At 43.7% G+C, this 11,169-nt stretch carries 9 protein-coding genes; 4 read left to right on the top strand and 5 right to left on the bottom strand.

Annotated elements, in window-relative coordinates; all coding sequences use genetic code 11:
* Nucleotides 1–447: 447 nt before the first annotated feature.
* Nucleotides 448–1,131: a YggS family pyridoxal phosphate-dependent enzyme gene (locus BW928_RS10065; RefSeq protein WP_076556094.1), complete on the bottom strand. Its 684-nt coding sequence runs from the start codon at nt 1,129–1,131 to the stop codon at nt 448–450.
* 174 nt (nt 1,132–1,305) lie between these two features.
* On the opposite strand from BW928_RS10065, the gene BW928_RS10060 reads away from it, so the two are divergent.
* Nucleotides 1,306–2,358 (top strand): type IV pilus twitching motility protein PilT, encoded by a 1,053-nt coding sequence (locus tag BW928_RS10060; protein WP_076556093.1) that lies wholly within the window; start codon nt 1,306–1,308, stop codon nt 2,356–2,358.
* Nucleotides 2,359–2,477: 119 nt separating this feature from the next.
* Here BW928_RS10060 and fur read toward each other — a convergent pair whose 3' ends face one another.
* Complete coding sequence (gene fur, locus BW928_RS10055) at nt 2,478–2,918, bottom strand: ferric iron uptake transcriptional regulator (RefSeq protein ID WP_076556092.1); 441 nt, start codon at nt 2,916–2,918, stop codon at nt 2,478–2,480.
* A 230-nt stretch (nt 2,919–3,148) separates the two neighbouring features.
* Between fur and BW928_RS10050 the strand changes: the two genes are divergently transcribed.
* Entirely contained in the window at nt 3,149–3,520 is a 372-nt protein-coding gene (locus tag BW928_RS10050; RefSeq protein WP_076556091.1) for an outer membrane protein assembly factor BamE, read from the top strand.
* Nucleotides 3,521–3,577: 57 nt separating this feature from the next.
* On the opposite strand, the gene BW928_RS10045 is transcribed toward BW928_RS10050, so the two are convergent.
* On the bottom strand, nt 3,578–4,216 hold the full coding sequence (locus BW928_RS10045; protein ID WP_076556098.1) for a DedA family protein: 639 nt from the start codon (nt 4,214–4,216) through the stop codon (nt 3,578–3,580).
* 278 nt (nt 4,217–4,494) lie between these two features.
* On the bottom strand, nt 4,495–6,750 hold the full coding sequence (gene metE / locus BW928_RS10040) for a 5-methyltetrahydropteroyltriglutamate--homocysteine S-methyltransferase (RefSeq protein WP_076556090.1): 2,256 nt from the start codon (nt 6,748–6,750) through the stop codon (nt 4,495–4,497).
* Between the two features lie 569 nt (nt 6,751–7,319).
* Here metE and BW928_RS10030 point away from each other — a divergent pair.
* Together BW928_RS10030 and BW928_RS10025 are read left to right on the top strand one after the other, a co-directional pair.
* Entirely contained in the window at nt 7,320–8,570 is a 1,251-nt protein-coding gene (locus tag BW928_RS10030) for an MFS transporter (protein WP_076556088.1), read from the top strand.
* 121 nt (nt 8,571–8,691) lie between these two features.
* Nucleotides 8,692–9,579, top strand: a complete 888-nt coding sequence (locus BW928_RS10025) for a LysR family transcriptional regulator (protein WP_076556087.1) — start codon at nt 8,692–8,694, stop codon at nt 9,577–9,579.
* A 513-nt stretch (nt 9,580–10,092) separates the two neighbouring features.
* Here BW928_RS10025 and tsaD read toward each other — a convergent pair.
* Nucleotides 10,093–11,148, bottom strand: coding sequence for a tRNA (adenosine(37)-N6)-threonylcarbamoyltransferase complex transferase subunit TsaD (gene tsaD / locus BW928_RS10020; RefSeq protein WP_076556086.1), 1,056 nt, complete (start codon nt 11,146–11,148; stop codon nt 10,093–10,095).
* Nucleotides 11,149–11,169: the final 21 nt, after the last annotated feature.

Raw genomic sequence — 11,169 nt, 5'->3', positions numbered from 1 at the left:
CTAACTTATTGATTTTACTTGGTTAAATTTTTATAGCATTGCACAAGGTGCAATAAAAACAGGTTCAACTCCCGCCATCTCCACCAATCATATAACCACACACAACCACATATCACAAAAAACCCTAGATAAATCAATTATCTAGGGTTTTTTTATTGCCATTTATTGCCACCTATTACCGCCTATATTATAATCATTTTTGTATCTCTATTTGTATCTTTCTACGTTCACAAAAATGGAGATACAAAACAGATTGGCTGGAATGCTAGTTTACTTTTTAAACCCACGCTAGCGATTGTAACCACGCCAAAACACAAAATAACAAAGAAATACTTTTTACAAAGTTAGCCATCTTAATGCCTTGGCTGCTTTTTTATTTTAAAAAAATGAAAAATAGGAAAAGCAAGGAAATAAATTTAACTACACTCTCTGCCAAGCAGACAACAATTACCGCTCGCCAAAGATTGCCGTGCCGATACGCACCATCGTTGAGCCATGTGCCACCGCCTCGTCCATATCGCCACTCATACCCATGCTAATACTGTCCCAATGCGGCAAGGCATAGCGTGTCGCCATCTCATCAAACAACGCCTTAGTTCGCATAAAAGCATCACCACCTTCTTTGCTTGGCAACACCATCAGCCCACGCAAAGTTAGGTTTTGGCATGCCGACACCGCCTCAATCAAGGCAGGCAGCTGCTCAATACAGCAGCCAGATTTGCTCGCCTCATTATCGATATTTACCTGAATCAGCACCTGCAAAGGCGGCATACCTTCACGCTGTTCATTTAGCCTTGTGGCGATAACCTCTCGCTCAAGCGTATGCACCCAGTCAAAATATTTGGCGATATCCCGCGTCTTATTACGCTGAATACTGCCAATATAATGCCAAGTAATATCAAGAGCTGATAATTCGTCTATTTTTGTGATGGCTTCTTGCAGATAATTTTCACCAAAATCAACCTGACCTTCGGAAAATAACGCCGCCACCATAGCAGCAGGCTTGGTTTTTGAGACAGCAATCAAGCGTGCAGCATTGCCACGCTTGTGGGTCTGGTTGGCAGTATTTAATAAATTTTTAATATTTTTATAATTATCAATTAATTTTTTCTTGTCAAATTGCGTTGTCATAACCACTTACCCACGGATTTTTGCTGTTTATATTTAGGAGAGATTTGGTAAATTTACCGCCTAAAATCTCATTGTAGCACAAATTTTATAACCCAAAGCAAAACTTGAGAAAATCGCCAAAATTTGTTTTAATAATTCACAAACCTCTGCACATTAAAATTTCAAGGAATGACAATGCAAACCGCCGCCACGCTTGATGCTCTGCTTAATTTGGTACGCCAACAATCAGCCTCTGATTTGCACTTATCCTCAGGTCGCCCTGCCATGCTAAGAATTGATGGCAAGCTGGTTGCCACCAATGATGCACCGCTTGATTCTGACACCATCGCCACCATGCTGGGTTTGCTTATGCCAAAGGCGGAGTTTGACAGCTGGCAACAAAAGCACGAGTGCGATTTTGCGTGTGATACCACACAGGGTCGCTTTCGCATTAACGCCTATCACACCCATCAAGGAGCGGCGGTAGCGATTCGTGCATTGAACAGCACCCTTGTTGGCATCGATATGCTGACGGACAATGCTCATATTCATCAAAGTCTGCAAAAAATCGCCTCGCTACAATCAGGTCTGGTGCTGGTTACTGGTGCAACAGGCTCTGGCAAATCCACCACGCTGGCTGCTTTGGTTGATTATATTAATGAGCATCGAGCAGCACACATTCTAACGATTGAAGATCCGATTGAATTCATACATGAATGCAAATCATCGCTCATCAGCCAGCGTCAAGTTGGCACAGATACGCAGAGTTTTGAGCAGGCGTTGCGTGCCGCTCTTCGCGAGGATCCTGATGTGATTTTGGTTGGTGAATTGCGTGATCTGCAGACGATCCGCTTGGCACTGACCGCTGCAGAGACAGGTCATTTGGTTTTGGCGACTTTGCACACCATGAGTGCCAGCAAGAGTATTGACCGTATTGTTGATGTCTTTGACGCTGCCGAAAAGCACATGGTACGCACCATGCTTGCCGACTCACTACAGGCGGTGGTCGCCCAAAGACTACTGCCTGCAACAAATGGCGGTCGTGTTGCTGCTTTTGAGATTTTGTTACGCACGCCTGCTGTGGCAAATCTTATCCGAGAAAACAAATCTGCTCAGCTGCCCTCAGTGATTCAGACAGGGCTATCTGCTGGCATGATAAGCCTTGAGTCCAGCCTAAACCATCTATTAAGACAAGGCAAAATCAGCCAAGAGACAAAAACTCTTGCCATCACTCAACAAAATCTCTGATAACGGACAATCAAGCACACGCCATTTAACTTCAGCCATCTTATCAAAAATACAAAACCCCAAATCAGCTTTGAGGTTTTGGATTGGCTTGTCAGCCATAAGCGGTTAAACCGTGAGGCTTATTTTGCCTCTGCGGTGGCTTTTTGGCATTCTGGGCTATCACACACGCCATATAGCACCAGCGAATGTCCAGACAGTTTAAAATTATACTCTTGTGCCACCTTAAACTGCTGCTCTTCGATGATGCTGTTACGAAACTCCATCACCTTGCCACAAACATCACACACCAGATGGTCATGATGCTCTTCTTGAGCAATTTCAAAAACGGACAAATTGTTCTCAAAATTATGTCGCTCAACGATACCTGCCTGCTCAAACTGTGTCAAAACACGGTACACGGTTGCTAAGCCAACATCCTCACCCTGCTCTGCCAACGCACGATAAACATCTTCGGCACTCATGTGGTGATGGTCGGCATTTTCAAGCAGTTCCAAAATTTTGATGCGTGGCAAAGTAACTTTTAGCCCTGCTTTTCGCAAATCTTTATTGGTGAATGCCATAAATTCTTACCCCTTGCTGAATTCAGATTATTCTTTGTCATTGTGCTATAATGTACCACAAAAATCGCAATCTTGCACCCAAAAATCATCAGATAATCTCAAACACGCTCATCAATTTAACAAATCATGCCATCGCTGCTTTATTATGACAAGCAAAACACAAAAGATACTTGCATAATCGCAAAGTTATGTTTAATATGTGGCTAGCACAATGTAAACAAGGATAACCCATGACAAAATCTACTTTCTTATTTGCAAGTCTAAGCCTTGCCGCTACAGTTGCCCTGACAGGCTGTAATGCGTTTCGCGTCTATACCATTGATTTGCCACAAGGTACGCCATTGACCACCCAACAAGCCAGCCAAATTCAAGTTGGTATGTCAATGAACCAAGTGCTTTATTTGCTTGGCTCGCCTGCATTGAGAGATACGCTGGCATCCAACCGCTGGGATTATATTTATGACTATACCGCTGGCACTGATGGCAAACGCCAGAAAAAAGCAAATGTCAAAAATGCCTCGCAATACCTAAGCATCTATTTTGATAATCAAGGACGCGTAGCACGCATTGATGGTCGTGATAGCCTGCCAGCTCAACGCTAAGCAAAATGCCTCAACAATTGAGGCATTTTATTTGCCCATTTTCAAGTATTGATTTGATTATTGATTGCGATTTTTGGCAATTTTTTCACGCACAAAACCAATCACCACTGGCAAAATACTAAAGATAATAATGCCAAAAATCACATAAGTAAAATTATCTTTAATCACTGGCTGGTTGCCAAAAAAATAACCCAGCAGCACAAATGAGACAATCCACAAAAACCCGCCGATGATGTTATAGCTCAAAAAATACTTATAATCCATACTGCCTGCCCCTGCCACAAAGGGTGCAAAAGTGCGAGCAAAAGGGATAAAGCGGGCAAAAATAATTGTCTTGCCGCCATGCTTGGCAAAAAATTTCTGCGTATTTAGCAAGTGTTGCTTATTAATCCAACGAGAATTAATTTCAAAAACTTTTGGCCCGATATATTTGCCAATGTGATAATTAAGCGTATCACCCAGCACCGCCGCCACAAATAGCAAGCCTATCAGCAAAATAGGGTTTAAAGCACCTGTAAATGCCGCCAACGCCCCTGCTGCAAACAACAAGCTATCTCCGGGCAAAAATGGCATGACCACAAGCCCAGTTTCAACAAAAATAATCAAAAATAAAATGCCATAAATCCATAGCCCATAATTCTGAAAAAACACCGCCAAGTACTGATCAATGCTTAAGATAAAATCAATCAACTGCATGACTGCATCCATAATCCGCCCCATCATTTGTCATTATCAAACCGTCTATATTAGCAGAAAATTTGATACACAAAAGTAATTTTTTATTATGAATACTCACCAAATTCTCACAACTTGCCACCATATCAACAAGTGATTTTTTAATTATCATAAAAAACACCCACCAACCAATCGGTCAATGGGTGTTTTTGTGCCGTTACTTAATCATCAAGCTCGTCAAATTCAAGCTCATCATCATCGTGCACATTGATATGGCAGGTATCGCACATAACCACTCCTTAATTGCTGTATTGTTCACGCACTTTTTTGGTCATTGCAATCATATTCGCCAGTGCTGACACGGTTTCCTCCCAGTTGCGAGTTTTTAGACCGCAGTCAGGGTTTACCCATAGGCGTTCTTTTGGCACATATTTAATCGCCTCATCAATCACCACCTGCATATTTTCGCTGCTTGGGGTGCGTGGCGAATGAATATCGTACACACCCGGCCCGATGGCATTGGCGTAGCCGTTACCTTTGAAGGCATCAAGCAATTGCAAGCCTGAGCGTGCCGTCTCGATAGTGATGACATCAGCGTCCATAGCACTGATATGCTCTAGGCAATCATGAAATGACGAATAGCACATATGCGTATGAATCTGGGTGCTTTCGTGGGCTATTGAGCATGAATGCTTAAACGCATTGACCGCCTGATTCCAATAATGTGCCTGATCGGCCTGTTTTAGCGGCAAACCCTCGCGGAAAGCTGGCTCATCAATCTGCACAATATGAATGCCAGCGTCTTGCAAATCACCCACTTCTTGATTGATTGCTTCGGCGATTTGTAGGCGTAAAATATCACGAGTTTTGGTATCGCTTGGAGCAAATGACCAGTTCAAGATGGTAACAGGGCCTGTAAGCATACCTTTCATCGGTTTATCTGTTAGGCTTTGGGCGTATTTAATCCACGCCACAGTCATCGCCTTAGGTCTGCTGATATTGCCCACAACAATCGGTGGACGCACACAGCGAGTGCCATAACTTTGCACCCAGCCATTTGCCGACACCCAAAAACCGTCCATATACTGTGCAAAATATTCCACCATGTCCGTGCGTTCGGCTTCACCATGGACAAAAACATCAATACCCAGCTTTTCTTGCTCGTCAATGCTGCGTTTAATTTCCTCTTGCATGGCGGTCTGATAATCCGCATCTGACAAATCGCCCTTATTCCATGCGGCACGAGCCTTGCGAATCTCTACCGTCTGAGGGAATGAGCCGATGGTTGTGGTCGGAAATAGCGGTAAGTTTAGCTTGGCTTGCTGGGCAGCATAACGACTGGCAAATTGACCTGCACGCACTTTGGCACCGTCCAATGCCAAACTCAAATCCAGTGCCACAGCATTGGCATCAGGGGCAATCTCACCTGTGGCAAGTTTTGCACAAATCGCCACTTCGCCCAGTTTTTGCTTGGCAAAAGCAAGTTTGCCCTGCAATTGCTCAGGCACGGTTTCGTGTGCCAAATCCACAGGCAGATGCAGCAGGCTTGAACCTGAACCTACCCACAAACGATCGGCCAATTTGCCATAGGCTTCTGCCAAAATCTCTGCTACTGCCGCCTGATCGGTGGTCCATACAGAACGGCCATCAACCACGCCTACTGATAAAATTTTGTGCGTTGGCAGCTGATCGATTACCTGCTGCACATATTGCTTGGGCTGCTTGGCACGCGTAATATCAATATGAATGCCCGCCACTGGCAAATTGCACGCCGTATTGATATTGTTGCCCAATGTATCAAAATAGCTAGCAACGATAAGTTTTGGCGGAATGCGTTGCAAAGTGCTATAGGCACGCTCAAATGCCTGTTGCCATTTACCGTCCAAATCAAGGCTTAAAATCGGCTCATCTAGCTGTGCATATTCCACACCCAATTCGCCAAGCTGTCCAAGCAATTTGCTATAAGCAGGAATCAGTTTGTCAAGATGAGCGGTCTTATCCTCAAGCTCACTGCTTGACAGATACAAAAAAGAAACAGGGCCGACCAAGACAACCTTGATGGGCTTGTTCACGCCACGCTTTGCCAAAATCTCTTTGGTATCAACAACTTGCTTGATAATTTGCTCAAAATCAAGATTGGCAAATGACTCATCTGCTGCAAGCTCTGGCACAAGATAATGGTAGTTGGTATCAAACCATTTGGTCATCTGCCATGCAGCAGTATCGGCAAATTTGCCCGTATTATCACGACCACGAGCAAAATAAAACTGACGGTCAAAAGTATCAAGATCAGCCGCCCCAGCAAAACGCTTCGGCACAACGCCTAACGCAGTTGCCAAGGTCAATACCAAATCATAGTGAGCAAAATCACCTGTGGTAATCAAGGACAAATCCGCATCAATTTGTTCGTTGATATTGCTATTAAACACCGCCTGAATCTGCTCAAGCGTGCTGGCTTTGTCTTGTTTGCCCTTCCAGTATTTTTCTAGGGCGAATTTGGTTTGGCGTTTGTCGCCAATTCTTGGATAACCCAAAATATGCGAGATAACTGTCATCGTTTTTTCCTTTGGTTTCTTAGATGATTAAAATTCACAAAATTTACAAAAACATGAAAATTTTTGATGGTGGCATTATACAAAATTTTTAACATGAATAAAAATCAAGTTTTTCATGATATGATGAAAATTATTATATTTACAACCCAAAACAACAATTTATGATAAAGATCAAAGCACTACAAAATCATGCACCTTAATCATCACAAACTGGTGAAATGCAATGACTAATAATATTTTTTGGAAGGATATAGCGATAGCAAATTGGATATGCCTGTTTTAAACAGATGTCTTCGCAAATTATTTAAAAAGAAAATACAGCATACAAAGCTCTTATGCAAGAAAGATAAACATTTTGGAATATCTTTAGTGTCCATCATTGTGCTACGCTGTTTTATAGCAGGAATAGAAGCAATATCCCCAAGAAGGCTTGATAATTTTCTCATTATCTTACTTGGAGTTTTATTTTTATTCATTATGGATTTTATTTTATCAATCATCTAAAATAAATCAAAAAATAGTTATAGCAGCAGCCTTCAATCAATTACGCTTCATTAATTTGAACTGTTTTGCCAACCAATGCAAGGGAATTTTATGATAAAGCAAAACTTTTTGCCACGCCTGCTGTCAGTCGCTACACTTATTATACGCTTAGCTTTCAGGCGGGCATGGCGATTTCGCTGGCAGCGATGCCAGTCTATTTTAAAAATGAAAATGCACTTGCCGCCTATGGCATGGCATACTCGGCGATGGCAATTACAGGGGCGTTTTCATTTGTTTATGGCATGATGGTGGCTAAGGTGCATTTTAGCTTGGCTTTATTATTTGGCAGTATGCTGTATGCTTTGGCACTGGCTTTACGCATCTTTACCACGCCGATAGTGGCAGTGATGACGGCGGTCTTGGCTGGTGTGGGAGCGTCCGTTGCCCTGTTGGCTGGGCGAATGTGGCTTTTAGAGCTCACCCAAAACAGCCAGCAAAATACCACACAACTAACCGCCATGCGTTCAATTTTATTGTCTGCTTGCACCCTGTTTGGCACAGCTTTTGTGGCACTGTCTGTCCATGCCTTTGGTGATGTGTATTTTTTCTTATTGCTGCTTGCAGCGATGTTGGTCGGCATTGCCAGTATTTTTGCCTATAAAGAAAATCAGACAGACCGTGGCACTTTAGATAATCATCAGTCAATAAACAACAAACCGCAAGTTTCTTTAAGACAGCTTATCACTCTGCCTGTCTTGCTGTTTGCTGGCTCAAGTTTAATCGGTGGGATTTATACAGGTTTGATTAAGCCTTATTTGATTTTGATGTTTGTTGATTATGGCATGGCTGAATCTGGCTCAATTTTTGTGTTTTTGGGTACGGTTTTTGTCGCCATGCTTGCCAATTTTATCCTGCTTCGCTACCATCATCTGATTAAGCAATCCGCCTTTGCTGGGTTTTTTGTGGCGATGATTGCCCTTGTGCTGATTTATCTTGGACTATCTTATGTGCTAAGTTTGCAGCTGGGATTTGTATCCTTGATTATCATTGTCATGCTTCGCAGTGCCTGTCTAAGCCTGACCGCTTCGTTTGAGCAAGTGCTGCAATACGATATGCTAGATGCCAGTATTTTGGCGGTGGCACTTGGGCTGATGCAGACGGCATTTTTGGCAGGTGATGCGATAGGCTCACTCATCACAAGCCTGTGGATTATTCCAAAAACCGCAGCAGACTATGCCGATCTTTTTCGTTACAGCACGGTGCTGATTGTCATCGAGCTTTTGATGATTTTGGGCATTAAGATTCAAAGCAGGCAAGCCTGTGCCAAAGTATCTTAATCAAGCACTCAGCTTACTGTGTTTTTCTCCAAAATAATTCACACAAGGCATCAGGCTTGTTATAATAGCAAATTAACCAAACCATCAACCTTTCCGTGGATTATTTTGCATCAGACTTTATATGTTAGAAATTCGCCATTTACAGATGATGAGTGCCCTAAAGCGGCATGGTTCTTTGGCAGATACCGCCGATGAGCTGAATTTATCCGCTTCCGCCATCAGTCATCAACTAAGGGAACTTGAGCATTATTATGACATCACCTTGGTTAATCGCCGCACGCGTCCTGTCAGCTTCACCCCAGCTGGACTGTTGATATTGTCGCTTGCTGATAGTATTTTGCCACAGGTGGCACGCACCAAAGCCGACATCAAGCGACTGGCACATGGGCAGGCAGGCAGATTAAGACTTGCCAGCGAATGCCACAGCTGCTTTGATTGGCTGATGCCGATTCTAAACACCTATCGCAAAAGCTACAGCGATGTTGAGCTGGATTTTGCTACAGGTTTTGACCCTGAGCCGCACCAAATGCTTGCCGATGGCGAAATTGACCTATTAATCACCGCCAGTGATTTGCCGATTGACGGCATCAACTACCTGCCCTTATTTACTTACGAAAGCCGCCTTGTGCTTTCGCCAGCACACCGCTTGGCAAGCCAAGAATCCATCAGCACAAACGACCTTATCGACCAAACGCTCATCGCCTACCCTGTAGAAGCAAGTCGGCTTGATATTATCGCCAAATTTTTAGCACCCAGTGGCATAAGCCCCGCCAGCATTCGCACCACAGAACTGACAGCGATGCTGATTCAGCTGGTTGCTTCAGAACGAGGCGTGGCAGCCTTGCCCGACTGGGTTGCAGCAGAGTATGAACGCAAAGGCTGGGTGGTATCTCGCCGACTTGGGGCAGGTGTATATTGCCAGCTCTACGCCGCCGTCCGCCAAGACGATGAGAGTTTGGATTATATGAAGGGCTTTTTGGGATTACTCCAAGACATCAAAAAACCATAATTTATCAAAACTTCCAAACGCTTATCTGTCCAAAGTTGCTGTTGGCATGGTTCGCTTTATTGTGTAGAAAATTTTATTTCGCACAAAACAGATTGACAATCAAGCCATCAGCAGATGATAAATTGGCAAAACTGCACATTTATTAATATTAATTAAAATTTAATGGTAGATTTTTTATAAACCAAAGGCAATATCAACCCTTAAACAAAACAAAATAGCAAAAATCCGTCAAATTATCATGACAATAGCAAAATTAACCATCATTTTTATAAAAATTATCTCATTGATTATTATTAAATAATAAAAACAAAAATCAACAAATCTTTATAATAATTGGTTAAATTTACCACACGATTATTGGTCTTTAGACCGATAATTGGCAGCTTTTGCCCACAAAGCCACCGCATAATCGCCATCGCCATGCGATAATTTCTTAATCTTGCATCACTTACAAAAACTGCCATCACTGCACTTTGTGCCGATATACCTTACGCCATGCTTGTTTTTGGTGTGTTATTTGGCATTGTCAGCTTTGGTGATGGCAAGGCTTGTAATATTCCATCTGGGTACACACGCCACCGCCAAACCATCTGCCTGCCCCTGTTTTAGGCGACAAAACCCTGCATAGGCAATCATCGCACCATTGTCCGTACACAGCTCAACAGGGGCATAATATACCTTAGCACCGATATCTTGAACTCTCTGCTCCAGCGTCTTTTGCAGCGTGCGATTTGCCGATACGCCACCTGCGATAACCAGCTGTTTTAGCCCTGTTTGCTTTAGGGCTTTGTGGCATTTTTGGGTCAAAGTATCCACCACCGCATACTGAAAACTTGCCGCAATATCAGCACGCACCACAGGGTCGCTGTCTGCATTTGGCGTATCTTTAATCAGATTATGCACCGCTGTCTTCATGCCACTGAACGAAAAATCCAAGCCCTTGTGCAGCATCGGTCTTGGCAACTGATACGCCAGCGGATTGCCAGTTTTTGCCAGTTTTTCAACATTTGGGCCGCCCGGATAAGGCAGGTTGAGCATTTTTGCCACCTTATCAAAACACTCGCCCACTGCATCATCAATCGACTCACCCAGCAACTGATACTCACCCACGCCATCGGCACGCACCAGCATGGTATGACCGCCAGAAACCAGCAAGCACACAAAAGGAAATTGTGGTGGATTATCCGCCGCCAATAATGGTGCAAGCAAATGCCCTTCCATGTGATGCACGCCAAGTGCAGGCACACCAAGCCCAAAAGCCAGCGTCCGCCCAAACAATGCCCCAGTCATCAACGCCCCAATAAGCCCCGGCCCTTTGGTATAAGACACCGCATCAATCTGTGATTTGTCAATGCCTGCCTGCACGAGCAACTCATCAAACAGCGGCACCAATTTGCGAATATGGTCGCGACTGGCAAGCTCTGGCACAACGCCGCCGTACATCTGATGCAGTTGCACCTGACTGTACAAAACTTGTGCCAATACACCGCCTTTGCCGTTATTGATTTGGTCATCATAAATTGCCAAACCTGTCTCATCGCACGAAGTCTCAATACCCAATACTTTCATTCATCACTCTTTTTCTGGATT

Origin of the sequence: Moraxella cuniculi DSM 21768, assembly GCF_900156515.1 — a bacterium.
In the GTDB taxonomy this organism is placed as follows: Bacteria; Pseudomonadota; Gammaproteobacteria; order Pseudomonadales; family Moraxellaceae; genus Moraxella; species Moraxella cuniculi.
The sequence above is the reverse complement of the archived record's forward strand: the minus strand, read 5'-3'. Positions and strand labels throughout refer to the sequence as shown.